The sequence below is a fragment of the Morganella sp. BCCO 40_0007 genome (genome assembly GCF_032989665.1).
GTDB classification, from domain to species: Bacteria; Pseudomonadota; Gammaproteobacteria; order Enterobacterales; family Enterobacteriaceae; genus Morganella; species Morganella sibonii.
Genome location: NZ_JAVBIN010000003.1, coordinates 25,904 through 50,381, shown reverse-complemented (window position 1 = coordinate 50,381; position 24,478 = coordinate 25,904). Strand labels below are relative to the sequence as shown.

24 protein-coding genes are annotated in these 24,478 nt (G+C 52.0%); 17 read left to right on the top strand and 7 right to left on the bottom strand.

What is annotated here, in order from left to right:
* The 9 genes from R5268_RS04535 (at nucleotide 1) to R5268_RS04495 (ending at nucleotide 10,340) form a co-directional block, all read left to right on the top strand.
* Nucleotides 1-1,269: an AGE family epimerase/isomerase gene (locus R5268_RS04535; RefSeq protein ID WP_317418819.1), complete on the top strand. Its 1,269-nt coding sequence runs from the start codon at nucleotides 1-3 to the stop codon at nucleotides 1,267-1,269.
* Nucleotides 1,266-2,549, top strand: coding sequence for a hypothetical protein (locus R5268_RS04530; protein ID WP_317418818.1), 1,284 nt, complete (start codon nucleotides 1,266-1,268; stop codon nucleotides 2,547-2,549). The genes R5268_RS04535 and R5268_RS04530 overlap by 4 nt, the downstream gene beginning before the upstream one ends.
* Nucleotides 2,539-3,318, top strand: a complete 780-nt coding sequence (locus tag R5268_RS04525; RefSeq protein ID WP_317418817.1) for a glucosamine-6-phosphate deaminase — start codon at nucleotides 2,539-2,541, stop codon at nucleotides 3,316-3,318. Before R5268_RS04530 ends, R5268_RS04525 begins: the two co-directional genes overlap by 11 nt.
* Entirely contained in the window at nucleotides 3,312-4,460 is a 1,149-nt protein-coding gene (locus tag R5268_RS04520) for an N-acetylglucosamine-6-phosphate deacetylase (protein WP_317418816.1), read from the top strand. Before R5268_RS04525 ends, R5268_RS04520 begins: the two co-directional genes overlap by 7 nt.
* A gap of 2 nt (nucleotides 4,461-4,462) precedes the next feature.
* Nucleotides 4,463-5,239 carry an SIS domain-containing protein gene (locus tag R5268_RS04515; RefSeq protein ID WP_317418815.1) on the top strand — a complete coding sequence of 259 codons (777 nt, stop codon included), beginning with the start codon at nucleotides 4,463-4,465 and terminating at the stop codon, nucleotides 5,237-5,239.
* 306 nt (nucleotides 5,240-5,545) lie between these two features.
* Nucleotides 5,546-7,696, top strand: a complete 2,151-nt coding sequence (locus tag R5268_RS04510; protein WP_317418814.1) for a TonB-dependent receptor — start codon at nucleotides 5,546-5,548, stop codon at nucleotides 7,694-7,696.
* A gap of 9 nt (nucleotides 7,697-7,705) precedes the next feature.
* Nucleotides 7,706-8,617, top strand: coding sequence for an ABC transporter substrate-binding protein (locus tag R5268_RS04505; RefSeq protein ID WP_112550214.1), 912 nt, complete (start codon nucleotides 7,706-7,708; stop codon nucleotides 8,615-8,617).
* Nucleotides 8,614-9,597, top strand: coding sequence for an iron ABC transporter permease (locus tag R5268_RS04500; RefSeq protein WP_317418813.1), 984 nt, complete (start codon nucleotides 8,614-8,616; stop codon nucleotides 9,595-9,597). The genes R5268_RS04505 and R5268_RS04500 overlap by 4 nt, the downstream gene beginning before the upstream one ends.
* The gene (locus tag R5268_RS04495; protein ID WP_046892119.1) at nucleotides 9,594-10,340 is read left to right on the top strand and encodes an ABC transporter ATP-binding protein; all 747 of its coding nucleotides are present in this window, start codon (nucleotides 9,594-9,596) and stop codon (nucleotides 10,338-10,340) included. The genes R5268_RS04500 and R5268_RS04495 overlap by 4 nt, the downstream gene beginning before the upstream one ends.
* A 39-nt stretch (nucleotides 10,341-10,379) precedes the next feature.
* Here R5268_RS04495 and R5268_RS04490 read toward each other — a convergent pair whose 3' ends face one another.
* The 4 genes from R5268_RS04490 to R5268_RS04475 all read right to left on the bottom strand — a co-directional run bounded on the left by R5268_RS04490 (nucleotide 10,380) and on the right by R5268_RS04475 (nucleotide 14,617).
* Nucleotides 10,380-11,495, bottom strand: a complete 1,116-nt coding sequence (locus R5268_RS04490) for an alkene reductase (RefSeq protein ID WP_046892118.1) — start codon at nucleotides 11,493-11,495, stop codon at nucleotides 10,380-10,382.
* Nucleotides 11,496-11,568: 73 nt separating this feature from the next.
* A complete protein-coding gene (locus R5268_RS04485) occupies nucleotides 11,569-12,165 on the bottom strand; it encodes a TetR/AcrR family transcriptional regulator (protein WP_317418812.1) in 597 nt (198 codons plus the stop codon).
* Nucleotides 12,166-12,202: 37 nt separating this feature from the next.
* Complete coding sequence (yegD, locus tag R5268_RS04480) at nucleotides 12,203-13,555, bottom strand: molecular chaperone (RefSeq protein ID WP_317418811.1); 1,353 nt, start codon at nucleotides 13,553-13,555, stop codon at nucleotides 12,203-12,205.
* A gap of 132 nt (nucleotides 13,556-13,687) precedes the next feature.
* Nucleotides 13,688-14,617 carry a Dyp-type peroxidase gene (locus R5268_RS04475; RefSeq protein WP_052927833.1) on the bottom strand — a complete coding sequence of 310 codons (930 nt, stop codon included), beginning with the start codon at nucleotides 14,615-14,617 and terminating at the stop codon, nucleotides 13,688-13,690.
* A gap of 168 nt (nucleotides 14,618-14,785) precedes the next feature.
* Here R5268_RS04475 and R5268_RS04470 point away from each other — a divergent pair, with 168 nt between their 5' ends.
* From R5268_RS04470 to R5268_RS04460, 3 genes are all read left to right on the top strand, one after another.
* Nucleotides 14,786-15,229, top strand: a complete 444-nt coding sequence (locus tag R5268_RS04470; RefSeq protein ID WP_218454024.1) for a MarR family winged helix-turn-helix transcriptional regulator — start codon at nucleotides 14,786-14,788, stop codon at nucleotides 15,227-15,229.
* A 90-nt stretch (nucleotides 15,230-15,319) separates the two neighbouring features.
* Nucleotides 15,320-15,991, top strand: a complete 672-nt coding sequence (locus tag R5268_RS04465; RefSeq protein ID WP_107679139.1) for a glutathione S-transferase family protein — start codon at nucleotides 15,320-15,322, stop codon at nucleotides 15,989-15,991.
* Nucleotides 15,991-16,305, top strand: a complete 315-nt coding sequence (locus R5268_RS04460) for a DMT family transporter (protein ID WP_107679140.1) — start codon at nucleotides 15,991-15,993, stop codon at nucleotides 16,303-16,305. Before R5268_RS04465 ends, R5268_RS04460 begins: the two co-directional genes overlap by 1 nt.
* 46 nt (nucleotides 16,306-16,351) lie before the next feature.
* On the opposite strand, the gene R5268_RS04455 is transcribed toward R5268_RS04460, so the two are convergent.
* The gene (locus R5268_RS04455) at nucleotides 16,352-17,182 is read right to left on the bottom strand and encodes an HAD family hydrolase (RefSeq protein WP_107679141.1); all 831 of its coding nucleotides are present in this window, start codon (nucleotides 17,180-17,182) and stop codon (nucleotides 16,352-16,354) included.
* Nucleotides 17,179-18,576: an amidohydrolase gene (locus tag R5268_RS04450; RefSeq protein WP_317418810.1), complete on the bottom strand. Its 1,398-nt coding sequence runs from the start codon at nucleotides 18,574-18,576 to the stop codon at nucleotides 17,179-17,181. The genes R5268_RS04455 and R5268_RS04450 overlap by 4 nt, the downstream gene beginning before the upstream one ends.
* A gap of 140 nt (nucleotides 18,577-18,716) precedes the next feature.
* Here R5268_RS04450 and R5268_RS04445 point away from each other — a divergent pair, with 140 nt between their 5' ends.
* On the top strand, nucleotides 18,717-19,178 hold the full coding sequence (locus R5268_RS04445) for a DUF1456 family protein (protein WP_107679143.1): 462 nt from the start codon (nucleotides 18,717-18,719) through the stop codon (nucleotides 19,176-19,178).
* A 33-nt stretch (nucleotides 19,179-19,211) separates the two neighbouring features.
* Here the strand turns inward: R5268_RS04445 and R5268_RS04440 are convergent, their stop codons facing one another.
* Nucleotides 19,212-19,817 (bottom strand): rhomboid family intramembrane serine protease, encoded by a 606-nt coding sequence (locus R5268_RS04440; RefSeq protein ID WP_218454028.1) that lies wholly within the window; start codon nucleotides 19,815-19,817, stop codon nucleotides 19,212-19,214.
* A 162-nt stretch (nucleotides 19,818-19,979) separates the two neighbouring features.
* Between R5268_RS04440 and R5268_RS04435 the strand changes: the two genes are divergently transcribed.
* From R5268_RS04435 to R5268_RS04420, 4 genes are read left to right on the top strand one after another with little or no spacing between them, the layout of a single operon-like run.
* A complete protein-coding gene (locus tag R5268_RS04435) occupies nucleotides 19,980-20,615 on the top strand; it encodes a TonB-dependent receptor plug domain-containing protein (RefSeq protein ID WP_317418809.1) in 636 nt (211 codons plus the stop codon).
* 9 nt (nucleotides 20,616-20,624) lie between these two features.
* Nucleotides 20,625-22,133 (top strand): TonB-dependent siderophore receptor, encoded by a 1,509-nt coding sequence (locus tag R5268_RS04430; protein WP_317418808.1) that lies wholly within the window; start codon nucleotides 20,625-20,627, stop codon nucleotides 22,131-22,133.
* Between the two features lie 13 nt (nucleotides 22,134-22,146).
* Nucleotides 22,147-23,304 (top strand): ABC transporter substrate-binding protein, encoded by a 1,158-nt coding sequence (locus R5268_RS04425; protein WP_218454030.1) that lies wholly within the window; start codon nucleotides 22,147-22,149, stop codon nucleotides 23,302-23,304.
* 17 nt (nucleotides 23,305-23,321) lie between these two features.
* Nucleotides 23,322-24,425, top strand: coding sequence for a hypothetical protein (locus tag R5268_RS04420; RefSeq protein ID WP_218454031.1), 1,104 nt, complete (start codon nucleotides 23,322-23,324; stop codon nucleotides 24,423-24,425).
* Nucleotides 24,426-24,478: the final 53 nt, after the last annotated feature.

The window sequence follows — 24,478 nt, the reverse complement described above, 5'->3', positions numbered from 1 at the left end:
ATGGGATTAACCACGCAACAGAAAGCACAATGCCGCGCTTTATGGCAGCAGGAGCTGGAACAGAACATTTTACCGTTCTGGCTGCGGGCGGTTGATACGGATTCCGGCGGCGTGTTTACCTGCTTCAGTAATGACGGCGGCACACTGCTGAGTGAGAACAAGTTTACCTGGTCACAGGGACGTTTTCTGTGGAATGAAAGCCGTCAGGCGTCGCTGATCCGCAGTGGGTTATGTCAGGGGGATGCCGCCCCCCTGCTGGCGCATGCAAAACAAACAGCAGATTTTCTGCTGAACCACGCTTTTCTCGATAACGGCCATTGCGCCTTTTTGCTGGATCGCCGTGGTAACAAGCTGGAAATGAAACCTGGCGAGGGATATGACACGTCGTTTTATGCCGATTGTTTTGTCGTGATCGGGCTGTGTGAATATGCCTTTGTTTCCGGTGAAAACCGGTATTTTGAGCATGCGCTGGTGCTGTATGACAATGTCAGCCGGCGGCTGGCATCAGACCGGGTGCGGAGTGAGCCGTATCCCGCGCCGCCGGGTTTTGAACCGTATGCCTATGAAATGATTATGCTGGGAACGGTGACGGAGTTGCTGCGTTATGCTCTCCGTTATCAGCACCCGGCGCTTTCGCGGCTGACAACCCTGACACGGCGCAGCCTTGATCGGATTTTTACGGAGTTTCACGACCCGGAAACACTGATCCCACTGGAAATGAAGGTTGTTCCTGAGCACCGCGATACCCTGCTCGCCCGTCATAAAACACCGGGCCACACACTGGAAAATATGTGGTTCTGCTTCCATGCCGCGCAACTGCTTGGTGAGACAGAGACGTATTTGCCCGCCATTGCGAAAATTACCCCGCTGATGTGGCATATGGGCTGGGATGAGAAATACGGCGGGCTGTTCCGCTACACCCTGGCGGACGGCTCTCCGCCTGCCGGGCGTCTGCTTGGCGGCGATCCGTATGAAACCCTGATAGCAGAAACCTGGAGCAGTAAAATCTGGTGGGTACATTCGGAGGCGCTGTACACCCTGCTGCTGATGGCTGATCAGAGTAACGATCCGCAATTTTTCAGTCTCTATCAGCAGACGGCAGACTATGTGCTGAATACCTTCCCGAACCGGGAACAGGGAGAATGGACACAAATCCGCGATCGCAAAGGTGCACCGCTGAACAAGGTGGTAGCGTTGCCGGTAAAAGATCCGTTCCATATCATGCGCAATCTGCAACTGATTGTGTCACTGTGCGGGTCATCATCATGATACTCGGCGTCAGTAAAACGGATATCACACCGTCACTGCCGGTGAAATTAGGCGGATTTGCGTTCCGGCATCAGCCCTGTATGCAGATTGGCATGCCGCTGTATGCCCGCTGTTTTATCCTGAACCGGCAACATGCTGTTGTCAGTCTCGAACTGCTGTTTGCCGGTGATAATCTCAACCGGCAGATCCGTACGGCACTGGCAGACATACCGGAACTGGCCGGACTGGATCTGATCCTGACAGCCACTCACAGCCACAGTGCACCGCAGACTGCTGATACTCATTCCCCGCAGCTGGGCGAATGTGACCCGCAATACAATGCCTTTATCACACAGCAGGTTATTACCGGTCTGCGGACAGCACTTGCGGCCGGACAGCCGGTGACAGCACACATTACCGAATCCCCCTGTCCTCTGGCCGTGCACCGGCGGCTGATGGTCAGTGGTGAGATCACCATGGCACCAAATCCGGATGAACCCGCCGATACCTCCGCCACGCTGGTGAGATTTACTAATGCGGATCAAAAGGTCTGTGCAGTGCTGGTGCATAACCAGTGTCACCCGACCATCACCGGCGACAATATACTTTCCGGTGAATATCCGGGCGTGGTCTGTGATGAGATTGAAACCGCCTTCCCGGGCGCTGTATGTATGTTGCTGCAAGGGTTCTGCGGGGATCTGCGTCCGGCCCTGGTCCGTGACGGGCAGTTTTACCGCGGGGATTACGCGCAGATGGAAACCTGCGGAAAACAGCTGGCGGCGCTCTTCCTGGATGCACTGCAACAGCCGGATTTACCGCACTTTCCGCTGACATCACCGCCATCTTTCCGCCACCGCCGGGTGTCGCTGCCATTACAGCCTGTCATGAACACAGAACAACTGATTCAGTTCCGTGATACTCATGTGCCGGACAGTATTGAACATGAATGGGCGGTGACCAAACTGAAACAAACAGAACGCGGAATCCCCCTGCGTGCGGAACAAACCATCACCCTGTCCTGCCTGCATATTTCACCACAGCTGAAATTGCTGACGGTCAGTGCGGAAGTCGTTAATCACTACCAGCAATTATTACGCACCAAAGGGAAATATTTCCTGGGGATCGGCTACAGCAACGGTATGGCCGGTTACCTGCCGTCAGCCCGCCAGATTGCCGAAGGCGGCTACGAGCCACACAGTTCAGCATACTACTTTTATCTTGATGCCCCGTTTGCACCGCAGGCGGAGCACCTTTTCACAGAGGCGTTATTCCGCCTGTCGGAGGAAAATAATGATGACTGATTCTCTTGTTACTGCCGGTCAGAAAGACCTGCTGCACTATGCTGTTTATGCAAACCGTGATGCCATGGGACGTGCGGCGGCAGAAAAAGCCCGCGATATTATTGTTCAGTGTCAGGCATCACAGCCGGAAGTCCGTATTATTTTTGCCTCTGCGCCCTCTCAGAACGAATTTTTGCAGCACCTGCAATCATTCCCGGAAATTGACTGGTCAAAAGTGACGGCATTTCATATGGATGAGTATATCGGTCTGCCACCGGGAGCACCGCAGGCATTCAGTCACTATATTCAGGATCACCTGTTTGATGCGGTAAAACCAGCTGCAACACACTTTATCCGGGCGCATGCCACGGACAGTGACGCGGAATGCCGCCGCTATGCGGAACTGCTTTCTGCCGCACCGGTGGATCTGGTGTGTCTGGGTGTCGGCGAAAACGGTCATATTGCCTTTAATGATCCGTGGGTGGCGGATTTCAGTGACAGCGCGGTTGTCAAACGTGTGCAACTGGATGAGCAATGCCGTCAGCAGCAGGTTAACGACGGCTGCTTTGCGCGGACAGATGATGTCCCGATGTATGCCCTGACCCTGACAATTCCTGCACTGGTCAGTGCCCGCCATATGGTATGTGTGGTACCGGCCGCAACCAAGCGGCAGGCCGTTACGCGGATGATCCATGATCCTGTCAGCGAAGAGCTGCCGGCAACCATTCTGCGCCGTCATAACAGTGCTTTCCTTTATCTGGATAAAGATTCAGGAGCAGACTTATGCTGATCCGCGCTAAAACCCTGAACGGCAAGCCGGTTACGGTCACGGCAGATAACGGTGTTATCACCGGTATTGAACCACTGCATACTGACGCCCCTGAAAATCTGCCGTATGTCGCTGCCGGACTGACGGATTTGCAGGTCAACGGTTACGCGGGAACGGATTACAACACCCTGCCGCTGCACCGGGATGATGTCCGCCACAGTTACGAAAAATTGTATCAGAAAGGGGTGACCAGCCTGTGCCCGACCATTATCACCAACAGTGATAGTGCGATTTCACAGCTGATGTCTGATTTTGCTGCCTTTTGTGCCGCTGATCCCCGGATTCGTGCCTCCACAGCAGGTATTCATCTGGAAGGCCCGTTCATCTCACCGGTCAGCGGTCCGCGTGGTGCGCACGATAAAGCCTGTGTGCAGCACTGCGATACTGAAAAAGTCCGGCAGTGGCATGATTTATCACAGGGATTGTTGCGGATACTGACACTCTCTCCTGAACAGGACGACGGGCTGGCAGACACCATCCGTTTTTGTACGAAGAACAATATTCGTGTCTCCATCGGCCATACCGCAGCAACACCGGAGCAAATCCGCCGCGCCGCAGAACTGGGCGCAACCATGTCCACTCACCTCGGCAATGGCTGTGAATTGCAGATGCACCGTCACCATAACCCCATCTGGGCACAGCTGGCGGAAGACAACCTGTGGAGCGGCATTATTACCGATGGTTTTCATCTGCCGCCGTCACTGATCAAAGTGATCCTGCGCGCCAAACAGGGAAAAATTCTGCTGACCAGCGATACCACCGCATTCGGCGGTATGGCACCGGGCCGTTATCACACCCATATCGGCGGTGATGTGGTGCTGACAGAACAAGGCCGTTTACATCTTGCTGCTAATGAAGAACTGCTGGCAGGCTCGGCGCAATCCGCTCTGGATTGTGTCAGTTTTCTGCTCCGCAGCGGATTGAGTGACGCAGAACACGCCTGGCGTTATGCCGCTGAAAACCCGGCCGCGTTCCTCGGACTGGCAGACAGAGGCACACTCACGGCCGGAAAACGGGCGGATTTAGTGGTACTTGATATCCGGGGCAGCACATTGCAGGTGCTGGAAACGTATCTTCAGGGGGAGGCGGTTTACCGCGCATAACGATGATAAATATAACAACTGATCCGCTGGCATTATCCGCGGAATATCTCAGCAAAATTACCGCACATCTGCATACCGTGCTGGACAGTAACCGTGATACGTTGCCGTGGGCTGCCGCCCTGCTGGCAGAGCAGATAACACGGGATAATCTGATCCACGTTGCGGCATCCGGCGGACATTCCAACCTCGGCCCCCAGGAAGTTTTTTTCCGCGCAGGGGGGTTGATGCATATTAATCCGATCCTTGATGAAGGTACGCTGCTGACAAACGGCGCACTGCGCTCAATGGCGGTCGAACGGCTGCCGGGCTTCGGCAGGATTGTGATGAATAACAACCCGGTGCAGCCCAGTGAAGTAATGGTGCTTATCAATGCGTATGGTATTAATGCCTCTGTCATTGATATTGCCCTTGAAGCGAAAAAGCGCGGGGTGACGGTGATAGCAGTAACGTCGGTTGCCCACGCCGGGGAAACACCGGCAGATCACCCCGCGCGCCACCCTTCGGGACAGAACCTGTGTGATATCGCTGACCTGGTGCTGGATTCACAGGTTCAGGTCGGTGATGCGGTTATGCAGATCCCGGGGATAACTCAGCAGGTAGCGGCGATGTCCACCTTTGCCAATGCTTTTCTTCTGAATGCCCTGATAACCGAAACGGTAAATCTGCTGGCACAGCAAGGCATCGAACCGCCAATCTGGAAAAGCGGCAATGCCACCGGCGGCGATGACTGGAATCAGCAGTTTATTGATCGCTTCCGGCACCGCATCCGCTTATTGTAGCCCTATCCGGCGGTATCGTTCCGGTGCCGCCGGGTTTTTAACAATGCAGCATATTTTCAACATCTGCTCACCTTTCTTATTATCTCCACGCGTGATTGTAACGGTTTGTTTTCAATTATCTTGACCACTTTCCCGTTTCAGACGATTAGTCATATTTTTTAGTGACTTAGCCTGCCCTGTTTTCTTAAGATGAAAACGGATCTCATTAACACTTGATGTTATTTGTGTCAGAAAAATTATTTCAGGGAATACACCGGATATAACCGGTGTCTTGGTCAGGCATTATATAAAAATGAGTTTTAAAAAATGAAAATAAACAGCAGGAAACTGGCGCTGGTTTCACTGATCCTGTCATATTCACAATTATCCGCCGGAGCGGAAAATACCGTAAAACAGGATACAGAAAGCGGTGATACGTTAATTGTCACCGCGTCAGGCCGTGAAGAACAACAGCGAAAATCCACCGTCACCACGCAGGTTATTGACAGTGATCAGATTGAACGCTCACGGGCGGAAAGTTTGACCGAATTACTGGCACAAAACAGTGTCGGTTTCTTCAGTGAGTGGAGTCCCGGGCAGACATCCATTAATATCCGCGGCGCCGCAACGGATGGTCAGGGAAAAGATTTTGCCGGTCAGGTGCTGGTCCTGGTTAACGGCCGTCGTGCGGGAACCGCGAACTTATCCAAATTATCACCGAAAGATGTCAGCCGGATTGAAGTTATCCGGGGCCCTTCTTCGGTTATTTACGGCTCTCAGGCAATGGGCGGCGTGATTAATATTTTCCTGAAAAACGGATTAACCGACGAAGGCGGAAAAATTTCAGCGGAAACCGGCTCATGGGGACTGGCACAGACTTACGGCGGCTATGGTTTTCAGAATGATGACGGCGATATTTACGGCTATGTCGGGTTTGAAGCCGGTCGCCGTGATGACTACCATTCCGGGAAAGGCGGCAGCAAACAGGAAAATACCAACTGGGAACGTTTTGGTTTAAGCGGTAATTTAGGCTGGCAGATTAACGAAAGTAACCTGCTCGATGTTTCTTTGCGGACAGACGGTATTTATGACGGCGGTTTCCGTGGTTCAACCGGGAATATTTACGCCAAAGATACCCGTTATAACCGCTCGGCGGATGTGGTCTGGAAAAACGGCACCGACGACAGTATTTTCAGAATGAACAGCCATGCCTATTTTGTGCAGGATGTGGATAATTTCCGCTGGGCATCACCGCTGACAGCGAAAACCCGCAGTGATCATAACCGTCGTCAGCTGGATATTTACGGCGTAAAATTCCAGCCGGTAATAAAACTCCATGAACAGAATGATCTGTTATTAGGCGTTGATTATGAATACAGCCGTTTGCGTTCAGAACGTAATCAGGTCAGTGTCAGCGGTAACCCGCTGAAACAATCGGCGCCATATGATAATAACCAGACTGAAAATCAGTATGCCGTTTATTTCGATGACCGGCAGAGTTTATTTGATGACAGCTGGATAATCCGCGGCGGGATGCGTTATACCTACGGTAAAACCAATTTTGATAAAACCCCTAACCTGGATAATCAGTTCACCGGCAGTGCCTCCTATAATCAGTTAACCTGGAGTCTCGGCACCAACTATCAGGTCAATGACTGGCTGAACCTGAAATCCTCTGTCGCCACCGGTTACCGTGCACCGACCGCCACACAGCTGGGCGCGGATTATATTACGCTATCCGGCACGCAATATCTGGGAAACAGTTCCCTGAAAGCGGAAAGTAACCGTCAGTTTGAAGTGGGCGCGACACTCGGTGATTCTCTGAATTCCGTGGATATTGCCCTGTTTCAGAATACCATTCAGAACAGAATACAGACCAACGTTCTGGCGCCGAATGTTTATCAGTATGCCAACAGCGACGATGATATTGTGGTACGCGGACTGGAAATTAACAGCCGTGCCACGGTTAACCGTGTATTTGACTGGCAGACAGACTGGGATTGGGTCATGCGTTTAAACGGCAGCTGGAATTTCGATATGGAAGATAAAGGCGCCAAAATAACCGCAACCAATAACAGTAATAAAGTTCAGCGCATGTATCAGTACCAGGCTGCATTTATTAACGAGCTCTATTTTACCAATGCCCGTTATCCGTGGAGCCTTCAGTTGCAGGGTATTTTGCGCGGGCCGATGTGGTATAAAACCGAAGAAGGCATTATTCCGGAGGTTCGCCCTTATTCCTCATATGTCATGCGCAAAGCGCCGTTTATGGTCTGGAATCTTCAGGCGGATGTGGATATCAGCCAGTCGCTGACGCTGTACGGACGGATAGACAATATTCTGGATAAAAACGAGCATCCGGTCTTTTTTGCCCTGGATGAGGATCCGTATATTATGCTGCCGTCAAAATCCAACGGCAGTCTGGGAACCTCTATGCCCGGCCGGTCATTTATTGCCGGTATGACATACCGTTTTTAACCGGCAACAATGAAAGTCCTGATTATTATTATCACTCTGAGCATGGCCCTGTGCCATGCTCTGCCTGCTTTCAGTATGATGGCGCAATTATCTGCGCCGGTCACACTGAACGAAAAACCGCAGCGTATTGTGACTATCTTTTCATCAAATACCGAAATTGTGGCCATCCTCGGATTAGCTGACAATATCGCCGGTATTGATGCCTATACTTATTTCCCGGATGAAATCAAAAATAAACCATTAATCGGCGGCCGTCTCGGTTTTTCCCTTGAACGGATCATTGAACAGAAACCGGATCTGGTCATTATGACCCCTGCCCGCCAGGCGACACATCAATTATTAATACCGCTGCGTAAATTCGGTATTCCTGTACTGGTGCTGGAGGGAAACAGTATTGAGGAGATTATCCGTAATATCCGTTTGGTGGCGCAGGTCACCAAAACAACGGAAAAAGGTGAACAGGTGGCGGCAGAAATGGAGCAGCGGCTGCACACTGTTCAGCAAAAACCGCCCGGTTACCGGGCACCAAGGGTTATTATGATCACCGGTCAGGTCAGTAACGGGTTATTACTGGTTGCCCGGCCGCAGGCATATAAGAAAACCCCCGGATATACCGCAGATTCTGTTTTAAAAGCGGGCGGAACGCTGGCGCTGGAGGAATATAAACAGGCCGGACCGGCGCTGAAACAGGTATCACCGGAAGCCATCATCGCAGCCGACCCGGATATTATTCTGTACACCATCACCGGAGATAAAATCCGTAATTTACTGGCACTTCCCGGCTGGTCACAAATGAAAGCGGTAAAAAACAACGATATTTATCCGGTAAAAAGTGCCTATGTGCTTATTCCCGGCCCCCGGATTATTGACGGTATTGAATATATGTCTGACATATTTGAAAAATGGAGTCTGAAACAGTGAAAATTGTCAGCCTGTTATTCATCCTCTTCGCTGCATTTATTTTTTCAGCCTGTGCGGGGCACACCTGGGAAAGTCCGCTGAAAGTGCTCAGCGCCTTGTTTTACAGTGATGACCTGACATCCCGCTTATTAACGGAATGGCGTTTACCGCGTGTGATTACCGCCGGATTTACCGGCGCATTACTGGGATTAAGCGGCGCCATTTTTCAGGGGATATTCCGTAATCCGCTGGCAGAACCCTGGTTATTAGGATCTTCCGGCGGTGCGGCGATCGGCGGAACCATTGCATTACTGGTCCCGCTCGGATTACCGCTGGCGGTATCACTGCCGTTATTTGCGTTCAGCGGCGCACTGGCGGCGATATTTATTGTGTTATCCGTCTCGCGGATTGCCGGGTCACTGGATACCGCCACGCTGTTATTAACCGGGGTGGCTGTCAGTGCGGTGTTAAATGCCGCCCGTTCCTTTATGATGATGGCATTATCCGATGAAAGTACCAGCCTCCAGGTGGTATTAAGCTGGATTTTGGGCGGAATACAAACGCCGTCCGGTGACGGTTTGATTATCAGCCTGATATTAACCCTCGCGTCAGTTTTGTTATCCGTTTATCTGCTATCTGACGGGCTGGATTTAATGGGACTGGACAGAACAATGGCAATGAGTTTCGGCTTATCGGTTGAACGGTTTACCGTGCTGGCCTTAATTGCCGGATCAGCCATTGTGGCGATTGCCGTGTCACTCGGCGGTGTTGTCGGCTTTATCGGACTGATTGCCCCGCATATTGCCCGCTGGCAGACCGGTGCCCGCCATAAATATGTTCTGCCCGCCTCTGCGGTAATTGGTGCGGCACTGGTGATGTTTTCCGATGCATTATCGCGCAGCCTGTTACCGCCGGGGGAAATACCGCTCGGGTTGATCACCGCCTTTATCGGCGGCCCTTTCTTTATTTATCTGCTGGCGAAACGGGTAAGAAAATCATGATCACAGTGAATAACCTCAATGTCCGTAAACAGGATAAAACAATACTGACGGTTGATTCCCTGCATTTACCCGCCAGAGGCAGCATTGCGCTTATCGGCCCGAACGGCTCCGGTAAATCCACGCTGATAAAAGCATTATCCGGGCTGACCCCGGAGGTATTCAGTGCCGTGACACTGGACGGGAAAAATATCAGCCGTTATAAAGGCGCTGCGCGGATGCGGAAAATCGGTCTTATCCCGCAGAGTTTTAATCCCTGCTGGGATCAGCGGACAGATGAATTAATTTCGCTGGCCGCAGAGCGGGCATCTGATCCGAAAACAGCAAAAGCATCCGCCTGCCGGAAATATGAATTACAGCCGTTACTGGATAAACACTGGCATATATTATCGGGCGGGGAAAAAAGCCGTGTTCTTACCGCAATGGCGCTGATGTGTGACCCGCCGGTGATATTTGCCGATGAACCGGGGGCGGCGCTGGATATAAAACACCGCATGCAGCTGATTGAGGATTTAACGGCTCAGGGAAAAGAGAAACTGGTGGTAGTGTGTCTGCACGAACTGGATATGGTATTCCGCTATTTTGAATCGGTTATTGTGTTATCACAGGGACAATTACGCTATTTCGGTTCATCCGCCGCACTGCTGGAATCCTCATTATTAAATGAAGTCTTCGATGTGGAATTCCGCAAAATAGAGATGGACGGCTACAGTACAGTGTATGCACATACAATTATCCGGCCGTAAAAAATAACCCGGCGCGGTTTGCTGCCGGGTTATTGTCTGTTATGCCATAAACGGATAATCGGTATAGCCTTCGGCACCACCGCCGTAGAAGGATTCCGGACGCTGCGGGTTCAGCGGTACTTTTTTCGCCAGACGTGCCGCCAGATCCGGATTGGCGATATAATCACGGCCAAATGCCACTGCATCAATCAGCCCTTTTTCAATCAGATCTTCGGCTTTTTCCGGAGTATAGGCACCGGCACCGATGATCACGCCACGGAACAGAGAACGCACCTTGCGGCGGAAATCTTCGCTGTACGGCTGGCCGCCTGCCCAGTCCGGCTCAGACATATGCAGATACGCGATATTACGTTTATTCAGTTCTTCAATCAGATACAGAGCATCGGCTTCTTCATCCGGGCCGTTGCTCATATTCTGGAATGAGCCGATCGGTGACACACGGATACCGATATGCTCCGGCCCCCATTCCGCACACACCGCATCCACGACTTCCAGCACCAGACGGGCGCGGTTTTCACGGCTGCCGCCGTACTGATCGGTACGATGGTTGGCATCCGGCGATAAGAACTGATGCAGCAGATAACCGTGAGCGGAATGCAGCTCTGCCATGTCAAAACCGGCCTCGCGCGCATTGGCAACCGCCTGACGGAAATCATTCACAATCCCCGGGATCTCACTGGTTTCCAGTGCGCGCGGCATGGAAGTATCGACACGGATAGCGTGGCCATTCTCATCACGCAGTGACGTCCGGGTTCCGGCGCTGATAGCAGATGGTGCTACCGGTGCCTGTTGTCCCGGCTGGATACTGTTATGGGAAATCCGCCCGGTATGCCATAACTGGACAGCAATGTGGCCGCCTGCGTCATGCACACCGGCTGTGATTTTTTTCCAGGCCGCAATCTGTTCCGGGCTGTGCAGCCCCGGTGCACCGGCATAGCCTTTGGCTTGTGCGGAAATCTGGGTGGCTTCCGAGATAATCAGCCCGGCACCGGCACGCTGGCGGTAATACTCGCCCATCAGCGGAGTCGGAATATCACCGGGTTCGATACTGCGCAGCCGGGTCAGCGGTGCCATAAATACACGGTTAGGTGCGGTAAACGCCCCCACTTTCAGCGGGGTAAACAGCTTTTTCTGTGACGATGGATGTTGTGACATAATATCTCCGGATTAGACCAGTCGACTAGTGTTCAGATAAATAAAAACGCCTGTCGTGACGTATATAAAATAGTTACTCAGGCGCGGTAATCAGTGTTTCAACATGGGCCAGCGCACTTTCCAGCGGCGCGGTACTGCGGGAAATTTTTGCCTGCAGATTTGCCCCCAGCCACAGTGAATAAAGTACCTGTGCGGTGTGCTGTACATCCCGCTCAAATGTTAGTGATTTCTCTTTCTTTCCGTTTTCCAGGCTCTGCGCCAGCAGCGCGATCACTTTACTGACGCCCTTATCCATTGCAGCATTCATATCTTCCGATAAATCACACACTTCAGCAGATAATTTAACCGTCAGACAGCCCTGAATATGGCTGTGCTGACAGGCATTTTTCAGAATATCACCATAATACGCGAGAAACCGATCACGGTAATTCCCTGCCCCGTGCTCAAAATGCCCGGTCAGGCGCTCCAGGTAATCTTCATAATAGCGTTCCAGCATGACAACGCCGAATAACTCCTTGGAGCGGAAATAATGATAAAACGATCCCTTTGGCACCCCGGCTGTTTTCAGCAGTTCGCTGAGTCCCATGCCGGTAAAGCCGTGCTGAAGACACAGGCGTTCGCCGGTGGCCAGAAGATGTTCGCGGGTATCGTGTTCAGTATGTTTGTTCATGGCGATACTCTAATAGACCGACCGGTCTGTTGCAAGTTTATTTAAAACAAATTTCGCCCCAGCGTGCCAGACCGGCGGTTACCGAGCCGAAGTCATTCCCTCTGACGACCGGAATTCCCGGCAGCTGAGCTTCAATGGCACGGCATAATACCGGTGAACGCCCTGAGCCGCCGGTGATAAAAATAGCATCCGGTGTTGCGCCGCCCTGCTGCACTGCATCATTCACCAGGGAAATCATTTTATCTTTCGGGGACGCGATGGATTCTTCCATCTCCGCCGCGCTGATCTCCGTTTCCAGTGTTTCACTGAGCAGGCGGATAGCCGCACGGTATTGCGGTGAGGCGGAAAGCGCGATTTTTGCCTCTTCTGCCCGGCGGACAATACTGTAACCCAGGCTCTGGTTATATACGTCCAGCAAACGCTGCAGTTTTTCCGGTTCTGCCGCATCCCGTTTCAGCTGCTGTAACAGCGTGAGATTCTGACGCGAATAGAACTCTTTTTGTGCTTCGACGTTATTAATGGCGATCGGGTTCCAGAATTGCATCAGCGGCATTTCGATACCGGAGGCCGCGCGGCTCTTCATACCGAACAGCGGCATCAGTTGTTTAAAGGCCAGATAAATATCCAGATCGTTTCCGCCGACCCGCTGTCCGCTGTGTGCCAGCAGGCTGCCGGTGCGATCTGCCTGTCCCCGGTAACCCGGCCCCATGCGGATAAGCGAGCAGTCCGTGGTACCGCCGCCGATATCGACCACCAGCACCGTCTGATCATGATTCAGCACGGATTCATATTCCAGCCCGGCAGCCACCGGTTCAAACTGAAAGGTCACGTCCTGAAAACCGGCCCGTTTTGCGGCCCGCAGAAGAATGGCTTCCGCCTGCTTATTCGCGTTTTCACCCCCCAGTCCGTGGAAGTTAACCGGTCTGCCGATCACGGTTTCTGTGATCATTTGCTGTGTGGACAGCTCAGCCTGAGACTTAATATTTGCCATCATGGCGCAGACCAGATCCTCAAAGAAACTGATTTGCACATCATGTAATCCGGAGGCACCGAGAAAGGATTTCGGGGATTTGACGTAATAGACATCACGCGGATCACTGAGATAGAGTTCCAGCGCCGACTGGCCGAACAGAATATCTTCCGGCACCAGTTCAATCCCTTCCTCACGGTTAAAGGCAACAGAACGGCGTAATAGTTGTTCGCCGGTATTATCTGACGGCGCAATATTACGGTGACGGAACAGGTGTTCGGATACGGATTCGCGTGTCGGTGCACACAGGGTGGACGGAATATAGACATTATTCCCCTCCAGCGGTAATAACACCGGAGTGCCCTCTTTCATTACTGCCACTGAGCAGTTGGATGTTCCGTAATCAAAACCAATAAACATAATGCCTCCGCTGTTTGCCATGCCGGAAAAAAGCCGGAAACTTTACCGCAGACAACGGGGAAATACCAATAAAAAACGCGGGAATATCAGGCGAGAAAACAGATCCGGGAGTGATCCCCCGGATCAGGTCAGTTATTCAACATCATCCAGCATGGCCGGAGACGGAATAAAGAACAGTGTGCCGGTCACGGCAGTACTGAATTTCAGTAATTCATCGGTCGCACCGGTTTCTTTCCCGGCGAACATATTTTCCAGCATCCGCCGGGTGGTGGCGAAATAGCGGGCATAGCCGATAAAATAAGTACCGTGCTCATTTTTGGCCGGATTGGAGAACGGCATATTGGCGCGGACAATTTTCAGGTCATTACCCTCTTCGTCCTGAATATTGGTCACCACATTATGAGACCCCGGAATTTTCTGCTCATCCGTCAGTTCGACATCGTTGAATTTATGACGGCCGATGACTTTTTCCTGGTCTTCGGTGCTCAGGTTCTGCCATGCATCCATATCGTGAATATATTTCTGAACAAAAGCATAACTGCCGCCGGCAAATCCCGGATCTTCGTCGCCGATAACCGCATATTCTTTGCGTTCATCCTCAAATTCCGGGTTTTCTGTCCCGTCGACAAAGCCGATAATCGCGCGTCCGTCCATATAACGGAAGCCGTGAACTTCATCCTCACAGGTCACTGCACCGCTCAGAGCACGGCTGATAATTGATCCCAGCTCGTAACAGGCGGATACATTCAGGGCGCGGATATGAAAGAAGATATCACCGGGGGTGGATACGGCGGTAAAACGCGGTCCTTTAATCGCTTCAAAGGTATTCAGTTCGCGGGGTTTGCCCGCATCCGGAAACAGTTTTTGCCAGGCATCCGCCCCGAAGCCCATCACACAACTGACTTCCAGTTTCGGAAAGCGGTTACGGATGCTGCGCAGAATACCGGACAGGTTATTACACAGAGTAACCACCTTTTCCCGGGTTTGCGGGGTATCTGTCAGATTAAAAACGAGGAAATAGGAATTTTCACCGGGCGTGTCGGTCACATTTTGGTATTTCATACTTTCTCCGTACATTTCTTATTCTGATTTCATATTCTGAATAATATCTGATGTTATGGTACACCAATTAACAGGTTCCGGACGGTAACCGGGTAAAAATATTCTCCGCATATTGATTCCGTCTGTATAATTGCATTTGCAATCATGTCTTTTAACAGGAAACCCCTTATGACCCCGAATCTGCCCGATCCCTGGTTTGCGTTTGTCCGTGCTCACCGGCTGCTGATCCGCAACATTGAAACTGCATTGTCACAGGCCGGGCTGCCGGTTTATGCCTGGTATGATGTGCTGTGGGGGCTGGAAAGCGGTGAAAACGGCACGCGGCGGATGAATGAACTGGCAGATGTACTGGCTATTGAGCGCTATAACCTGACCCGGCTGATTGACCGGCTGGAGAAAGAAGACCTGGTCACCCGCTCCCGCTCTGACAGTGACCGGCGTGCCGCTTTTGCCACTATTACAGAAAAAGGCAGAGCGCTGAGAAAAGAAATGTGGGTGGTGTATCAGGCGGTGATCAAAGCGGATTTCCTCAGTCAGTTCAGTGAAGATGATATTACCCGTATGACGGCGTTGTTTACTGCGGTGGCCGGAAAAGCACAGTCAGCGGAATGACAGTGGCTTGTGTTATCGGATAAACAGGATTATAGTTGCAAATACAACGATTGCATTTGCAACTATATATTTATCTGAAACGGAGTCACCATGACTGTACCAAAAAAACCGGATATCACGTTTTACACCGCTGATACCCCGAACGGCTTGAAAGTCGCCCTGTTCCTGCACGAAGCAGGTATTCCGTTTGAGCGGCGTTTTGTTGATTTATCTGCCGGTGAACAGCACCAGCCGGCATTTCTGGCGATTAATCCGAACGGAAAAATCCCCGCCATTGTTGATCACGCGGCGGGTATCACGCTGTTTGAATCAGGTGCTATTCTTACCCGGCTCTCTGATAAATATCCGCTGTTTAAGCCTGATTCCCTGAAAGGACAATGTCAGGTTCAGCAGTGGCTGCATTTCCAGATTGGCGGTATCGGCCCGATGATGGGTCAGCTGTGGTGGTTCCTGCACGGGTCAAAAACCCGTAATGAAGAAGCGCTGGCTCGTTACCGTAAAGAAACACTGCGTCTGCTCGGTGTTGTGGAGAAACAATTGCAGATATCGCCTTATCTGGCGGGAGAGACTTACACAATTGCCGATATGGCGGCATTCTCCTGGTTACGCACCTGGCATGAGCTGGATTTGGATCTCTCTGCTTTCCCTGCCGTGATGGCGTGGCTGACGGTATTATCTGCCCGTCCGGCGGTAAAAGAAGCGATTAGTGTGAATACAATTCGTGACAGTGTCACACTTGTTGCACCGGCAGGAAATCAGTAATGGCGTGGGTGTATCTGCTTGCCGCATCACTGTTTGAGATTGTGATGGGCATTTCGCTGAAGCTGAACGATGGCTGGACAAAACTGACGGCCAGTGTGCTGGCGGTTGCCTCTGCCCTGATCAGTATTTTCCTGCTGGCACAGGCACTGAAAACGCTGCCGCTTGGTACGACCTATATTCTCTGGACAGCCATCGGGGCTATTGGTTTGTGTGTGACCGGTGTGCTCTGGTTTAAAGAGCCGTTTTCTCTGCAGCGGCTGTTTTTTATCACTCTGACAGTGACCGGGGTTATCGGCCTGAAACTGGTTAAATAAGCTGACTGCCTGCGGCGCCGGATTTACCGGGCCGCAGACTTTGTACTCAGCGCTTACGCCGGAACAGCTGTAACAGCCCTTTTACGGTCACATCCAGCTGGCTGCCTTCCTCGTAGTTTGCGGGTACCACATAGTTTGCCCGCTCTTCCGCAATCAGCTTGCCGACTTTCTGTTGTGTCTCCGGATTGCCCCATTTTTTCTGGTCAAACACCGCCAGCGAGAAACCGCCCTGGTAACGCACCATCTTCATGGCCGGAATATCCGTATCACCATCACCGAAATAGATCATATGACGGAACTGCACTTCCCGCTCTTCCTGCTCGATAAACTGATTCACCGCAACGTTATCCCAGGAGTTATGTATTCCTTTGTTTATCCGGAATAAAAACTGGGTTTTGGTGGTGTAATTGATGGCCTGTGCAGGCCATAACGCTGTTTTTCCGTCAGCGGAATAGTGATATTTACATGCAAAAATATCCCGGAATTCATGGCCGATTGCGGTGCCGCGGATCATACCGTCCAGCCCGCTGGATAAAATGTAGTGTTCCGGGTCAAGTCCCTGCTCATGCGCCCAGGCATTGATACGGTTAAACCATTCGGTGACGCCGGGAAACAGCGGAATGGTTTTTCCGTGCTTCTTCAGATTCTCAGCACTCAATTCAGATGACTGCCGGATATTGGCTTTCGCAGCCAGTAACCCCATATAGGACAGAATTTCGTCACCGTCATCGGCGCGGGCAAACCGCTTCACTTCCCGCCAGAATGCCTGAGTATCACTGATACCCAGTGCAGGCATCAGACCGTGCTCCGGACAATCACCTTCTGCCAGAGTGCCGTCAAAGTCATAAATCAGCGCACATTTAAGTTTTTTTGTCATTTCACCTCTTCCCCTGAAGCGCGCACAGTTTCACGGACTTTCTCCGCAAAACGCTGTGCATCCTGAATAATTTCATTTTCATCGATGGTCAGTAACTGCCAGTCTTCCATCAGGATCACGCCGTCCACAATGGTATGGCGGACATTGGCACCGTTTGCGCCGTAGACCAGGGCGGCATACGGGCTGTATACCGGTACCATATTCGGGGCTTTGGTATCGACCACGATGATATCCGCCAGTTTGCCGGTTTCCAGTGATCCGATTTTATCATCCATATGGAGAGCCCTTGCTGATCCCACGGTCGCCATTTCAACCACAGTCAGCGGCGGCATGGCTGCCCGGTTTTGCGTTTCCAGTTTATGAATTTTACCGACCAGGTTGAGTTCATTCATGGTCGTCAGTGTATTAGAGGACATCGGTCCGTCAGTGCCGAGACCGGTACGGATACCTTTTTCCAGCATCTGCGTGACCGGTGCCACGCCTTTGGCCGATTTGGTATTTGCACTGATATTGTGAGCCACCCCGACATCATATTTTTTCAGCAGATTCAGGTCATTATCATCGGCCATAATCACATGTGCCGCCAGCAGGCGCTTATTCAGCACGCCGATATCTGCCATATACTGCACCGGGCTTTTTCCGCCGGTGCGTTTGGCGATCTCTTCTTTTTCGCGATCGGTTTCCGCCAGATGGATCATCACCGGCACATTCAGCTCTTCAGACAGCGCTGCGATTTTCTGTAAGTTTTCAGTGGTGTTGGTATACGGGGCATGCGGGGCAAACGCCGGTGTGATACGCGGATGATCTTTATATTCTTTGATAAAGCGCACTGCATAGGCAATCCCTTCTTCCGGTGTCTGTGCGTCCGCGACAGGGAAATTAATAATTGTTTCACCCAGTACGGCGCGTAAACCCGCTTTATCCACGGTTTTGGCCACTTCATCCTCGAAATAATACATATCGGCGTAGGTAGTCACACCGCCTTTAATCATTTCGATATTGGCCAGATTGGCACCGGTGCGCACCATCTCACGGGACACCAGCTTGTTTTCCAGCGGGAAAATATAGCGGTGCAGGCGATCCGGTACATCATCCCCGAGGGAACGGAAAACCGTCATGGAACCGTGAGTATGGGTATTTATCAGCCCCGGCATGACGATATCGCCGTTCACATCCAGCACTTTTTTTGCCTGATACTTCGTTGTCAGTTCCGGTCCGCCGACAGCCACAATTTTGCCGTCACTGACCACCACGGTGCCGTGCTCATAAACCGTATTGTCCGGATTCATGGTCAGCACAGTGCCGTCCGTTATCATCAGATCGGCCGGGCCGGCGGCATAAGCAGAACAGGCAGCAGCAAGCAGTGTGGCGGTAAACGTGCGGGACAGTGACATAGTAACCTCATAGCTGAACGGAAAGATCTACTATATCACCGGCATTAATCCACTACCAACCAGCGGATTTCATTGAAATGCGGGCGGATAATCACTAGTATTGCAGGGTTTATAATTCCCTCCATGGATACCCCCTGTTTATGCTGAATAACTATGTTCTGCGCAGTGTCCGCTATATGCTGGATCTGAGTGATGCAAAAATGGCCGAAATCACCGGACTTGCCGGATTAACTGTCACCAAAGAGCAGATGAGCGACTGGCTGAAAAAAGAAGACGATGCGGATTATCAGATTTGTGATGATAACGTGACCGGCCATTTTCTTAACGGACTGATTATTTTCCGCCGCGGCAAAGATGAAAGCCGCCCGGCACCGGCGGTGGATGCCCGCCTGACCAATAATATTATCCTGAAAAAAATGCGCGTCGCATTTGAACTGAAGGATACGGATATGGAAGATATTTTCCGGCGTGCCGACTTCCGGGTCTCAAAACCGGAAATCAGCGCCCTGTTCCGTAATCCGGATCATAAAAATTACCGTGACTGTGGTGATCAGCTGCTGCGTTATTTCCTGAAAGGATTAACATCCCGCCTGCGCGGCTGATGACCCGTGAATAAATGCGGAGTTTCTCCGCATTTATGTCCGTGCGGCTGTCTGTTTCCGTTTACGGTATTGCAGCCAGCCGAATAAAACACCTGCCACCGCGCCACTCAGATGGGATTCAACAGAGACAAACTGCTGTCCCGGAAACAGTCCGCTGATCATGCCGCCGTAATAAATCAGCACCACAATGCCGATAATAATATCCAGCGGTTTACGGCGGAAAATTCCCTGATAAATCAGAAGCGCCCACAGCCCGAAGATCCAGCCGCTCGCCCCGACATGCACCGCCGTCCGGCCGAATAACCAGACCAGCAACCCGCCGACGATAATAATAAACAGAGATGCCTTAATATAATGTTTCACCGACGGGATCATCAGTAACACACTGAGGATAACCAGCGGCGGCAGATTGCTGAACAAATGCCCCCAGCTGCTGTGAATAAAGGGTGCGAAGAAAATACCGAACAGCCCGTTGACGGTACGCGGTTCAATGCCCAGCGCGGTTAAGCCGCCACCGGTCAGGGTAGTCAGCAACTGTACGGCGATTAAAAACAGCACGAAATACAGCCCGTTTCTCAGATAGATTTTGATACCGCGTTGTGCCGGCTGGCCGGTGTTATTCAATGTATTGTTTGTCATTTCCCGATCCGTTGGGTGATGGAATCCGCCCCACTATAGCGAAATTTCCCGCCGCTTCCATCCTGAATTTTTAAATGCAAATGAAAATAATTACCATCATTATTGACTGGGGGTCGGTCGATGTATATGCTTCAGCTGTTCCGATCAACTGAGAAAATCTCTATGCGCCGATTACTGAGTTCTTACCCTGTTGTTATTCAATCTGTTATTACGTCTGTTTTCTCTGTCTCATTTCTGTCTGTTCCGGTTGTTTATGCTGAAGCGGAAGACGTTGTCTATGTCACGGCAGCGGATGATGAACATTATGAACCGCGCGGTTATGGTGCTCTCCGTCAGTCTGCGGCCACAAAAGGCTCTGCCTCACTGGCTGAAACACCGCAGTTTGTATCAGTGATCCGCCGTGATCAGCTTGATACCCTGCCGGGCGAGTCCCTCAGTAAAGCGCTGCGCTACAGCGCCGGGGTGGCCAGTGAAAAATTCGGGGGGTTCGGTAACAGTATTGATTTTTCCAAAATGCGCGGCTTTGACGCGGATTATTATCTCGACGGCCTGCGGGTTGCGGGTAACAGCGGGATTTGGGGCGCTCAGGTGGATTCCTGGCTGCTTGAAAGTGTTGAAGCCGTTCACGGCCCCTCATCTGCGTTGTATGGTCAGGGCGGTGCCGGTGGCGTGATCAACATGCAGTCCCGGCTGCCGCAGGCGGAGGAATCTCATCAGATTCAGTTTCAGAGCGGCAATTATGATAACAATGCACTGCGGTTTGACAGCACCGGCGTACTGAATGAGGAAGAAACCTAGCTTTACCGGATGACCGGTTCAGCGGCCTCTTCCGGTTCACAGATTGAAAATACAAAACAGTCCCGCTATCTGATAGCCCCCTCAGTCACCTGGCGTCCTCTGAATAACCTGAACTGGACAGTGGCCGCTGTCTATCAGCATGATCCTTATACCGGTTACTACAACACCCTGCCCGCCGCAGCCCTCGGTCTGCAGCCTAATTCGTATGGCTCCTTGGACAGACATCGCAACTACAGTAATCCGGATCATGAAAAATCGGGGCGCACACAGCAATCTGTCACGTCACTGGTTAACTGGCAGGTTTCAGATTCGCTGACGCTGAAACAGAATCTCCGTTATGCCGATGTGAAATCCCGTGTCCGCCGTGATTTTACCCGCGGATTTGTGCAGGATAACCGCCTGCTGACGGCGGTGTATCAGGATTCCCCGTCCCGCGCCCGGACCCTGGCGGCGGATAACCAGCTGATTTACAAAGCAGTCACCGGCCCTGTATCTCATGAAATTCTGACCGGTTTTGATCTTCAGACCGGAAAACTCGACAAAGACTGGTCAGGCTCTCAAACGGTGACATTTGATCCTTACGGTGATCACTACCGCCCGCAGTTTACGCCGCAGATGACATCATCCACGTCCACCGGACAAACTTACCGGCGCTACGGCGTTTATGTGCAGGATCATTTACGCTGGCAGCAATGGAGCCTGATTTTAAGCGGCCGTTATGATGATTCCTCACTGAAAACCACGAATCGTCTCAGCGGGACAACAGAAAAAAGTGATACCTCTGCTTACAGTCACCGCGCGGGTCTGACTTACACTTTCGACAGTGGTTTCTCTCCCTGGATAAGCATCTCCGACAGCTTTGACCCGGTATTGGGAACCGATGCGGACGGCAATGCATTTGTGCCGACAAAATCTGACCAGACAGAAGCCGGGATAAAATACCTCAGTGATAACGGCGATATCATGGCAAGTCTCGCGGTGTATGAGCTGACCCAAAAAAATGTCACTACTCATAACCCGAAAAACCCGGATTACTATAATCAGACCGGCAAAGTCCGCTCACGCGGTCTTGAATTCGAAAGCCGTATGGCCGTGACACCGTCACTTAATGTCATGCTCGGTTATGCCTTTACCGATAATGTGATTACTGAATCGGATGACAGCTCTGTGCTGAACAAACACCCTGTACAGGTACCGCGTCACAGCGGTTCACTCTGGGCGGATTACCGTTTTCACGGACGTTATCTTGACGGCGCGCTGATCGGCGCCGGTGTCCGCTATCTCGGTGCGACTCAGGGGGATAACACCAACAGCTTTACCGTACCGGCCGTCTGGCTGGGCGATCTCAGCCTGCGCTACCAGATGGATGCGCTGACACCGCAACTGAGCGGAATGGAGCTGGGTGTGACCATCAGCAATATCACCAATACGTCTTATGTGGCGGGCTGCACCAGTTCAACCTATTGCAGCATCGGTAATGACCGCACGGTTGTTGCCACTCTCAACTATTTCTTCTGAGGCCGGTGACACTATGGATCAGCTGAAACGATGTCTGCTGAAACACGGCCTGGTATTTTCTGCCCTGGCGGCACTGCCGGGCGGATTATCCGCCGCGCCGGGAAAAACAGAACAACAGGTTATTACCGATATCCGCGGCCGCCGGATCGACTGCTCCGTTGTACCACAGCGGATCTATGTGGCGGATGCCTCTCTGATGTTTCTCTGTGCCTCACTGGCCGGAAAACAACTGACGGAAAAATTGGCGGCCATTCCTGCTGCATTCCGCCATGCGGACGAACTGAGTTACCAGCAATACTGCCGGGCATTTCCGGCGCTTGCTGCCCTGCCGCATCTTTCTCCCCTGGCCGGGGCACAGGCAAACAGCGAAGCCATTGTTGATCTGCATCCTGACATTATTTTTGTCACAACCGGCACATTTTCCGCAATGGAAACAGGCGGGATCACGGCACTCCTGGAACGTGCCGGTATACAGATTGCTGTGCTGGATATGAGCATCAGCCCGCTGAAAAACACACCACGCAGTATCGCCATTATGGGCGGAATCCTTGGTGTGCCGGACAGAGCTGCTGAGATGATCGCCTTTATTCACTCACACCTTTCCGTCGTAACCTCCCGTCTGGCCGCAGCACCTTACCGGCCGGTACCGGTTTTACTGGAGCGCGCGGCCGGATTCAGTGCGGAATGCTGTTATGCCTACGGCAACGGCAATCTGGCTGAATTTCTGACCTGCGCGGGCGGGAAAAATATTGGTGCTGAATATATTAACGGTACCTACGGGACGATCAACCAGGAAACCATCATTCATACCCGCCCGGAAAAGGTGATTGTCACCGGCGGACAATGGCAGAGCTATAACCCCGGCGGTGACTGGGTGGGGCTCGGCCCGGGGGCTGATCTTGCAGTGGCGGAAAAACAGCTTGCGATCCTGATGCAGCGCCCTGCTTTCAAAACCCTCGCGGCCGTACAGCAGCGGGAATGTTATGCCATCTGGCACGCTTTCTACGACAGTCCTTTCGGCTTTATTGCGGTACTGAAATTCGCAACCTGGCTGCATCCGGTATTGTTTGCGGATATTGATGCTGATGCGGTATTCCGCGCCTTTTACCGGCAGTTTCTGCCGGTGCCGTGGCAGCCGGGTTACTGGGTATCACTGCACCCTGAATCATAACGATAAGGATAATATTGATGACAATGATTTTTTCACCCGATGCACTGCGGGCCAAAACAGAGAAAGAAAGTCTGGGGCGGCGGACAGTCATTTATTCCGCCAAAGGCCAGCCGAATTTTATGTATCAGATTTGCCGTGATGACCTTTCGGCTCCGCATCCGGCATTTTGTGTGAACGGACAGATAATTGATGCCTTTTTCTACGCCTGCTACCCGGGCAGCCTGTATGACGGCGAGCTTATCAGTCAGCCCGGAAAAGCACCGGCCTGCCATCTGAATTTGCCGGAATTCCGCCTGCTGGCACAGCAAACCGGACCGGGATTTCATCTCAGCAGTAATGCGGAATGGGCAGCACTGATGCATTGTATTGATCAGCAGAATGTTATTCCGGACGGTAATACCGATTATGGCCGCAGTCTGCGTCACCCGGAACAACATGCGGTACGGATTGACGGTAAACCCGCCGGTGATCTCAGCGGAGAAGCTAATACACTGACCGGTTCTTCCCATCCGGACTGGTATCATAATCAGCAACTGACCGGGATCAGCGACCTTTGCGGAAACCTGTGGGAATGGCAAACCGGCGTCCGCCTGATGGCAGGCGAAATTCAGCTTGTGCGGGATAATGATATCAGCGTATTACCGGCAGATGCGCCGCTGTTATGGCAGTCAGTGAATATGCAGAGCGGACAATACTGTGAGCCGGGGATTCACGCAACAGCAAAATATGATTCGCCGTCCGCCTGTCTGACCGGTAACGGCGGCACACCACTGCTGTCCGGCAATATTACCTGTTATAACGGCGATCCCGGAGATAACAGCTACCCGCCGGGATTGCTCGACGGTCCGTTTTTCAGCATGGAAACTACGGATAATCTGCCCGCGCCGCATCTGCTGCAACTGAACGGGCTCGCCCCATACGAAGAAAGGCCGCGAAGTGATCAAATCTATCTGCGTAATTACGGAGAGCGTGCACTGATGCGCGGCGGTGCCTGGTATTCGCAGGAATTTTCCGGTATCAGTGCATTTTGTCTCAGCCACACCGCACTGCACCGCAGTGCCACGGTCGGCGGGCGCACCGCATGGATAGCACCAAACTTAATTCAGCTTAACGAAAAATAACGGCTTAACGCGGGTTTAAGGAAAGTTAGACTATTTAGTTTATTTTATCGGGC